Annotated in this window: 1 pseudogene; it reads right to left on the reverse strand. The window is 71.5% G+C overall.

Annotated elements, in window-relative coordinates:
- Positions 1 to 248: pseudogene (locus tag ACFWX1_RS10035) on the reverse strand (hypothetical protein); the annotation flags it as partial.
- Positions 249 to 410 lie beyond the last annotated feature (162 nt).

The raw sequence follows: 410 nt of genomic DNA on the forward strand, positions 1-410 counted from the left end.
GCCTTCACAGCGTCCAGCGCTGTGAAGGAGGCCTTCACGGCAGGACCCGGATCACGCCGGGCAGCCAGCACGCCCTGCGTCTTGGCAGCTCTGCGCTGCAGCGCGGCAAGCACCTCGGGAGTGGCCACCTTGTCGAGGAAGGCTGACACTTCGGTCTCCGGTTGCGGTTGGGCCGTACCTTCCACGGTGCTGCCGCATCCGGCGAGAGCGAGGACGGCGAGGAGCGCGAGGAGCAGTCGTCGGGCCACCGGCCGACCATAGCTGGCCCGTCCCCGCTCAGGGGCGGCATGACCTCATCCGGTCACCGGGCGGGTGTCCCGGACAACGGAAAAAATGGGGGGGTGGGCCGGGGGGCCGCCCCCCTGAGTTTTTGGGGTGGGGGGGTGTGTGGAGGGGGGGGGGGCCGCCGC

The sequence above is a fragment of the Amycolatopsis sp. NPDC059021 genome (assembly GCF_042739895.1).
Classification (GTDB): domain Bacteria; phylum Actinomycetota; class Actinomycetes; order Mycobacteriales; family Pseudonocardiaceae; genus Amycolatopsis.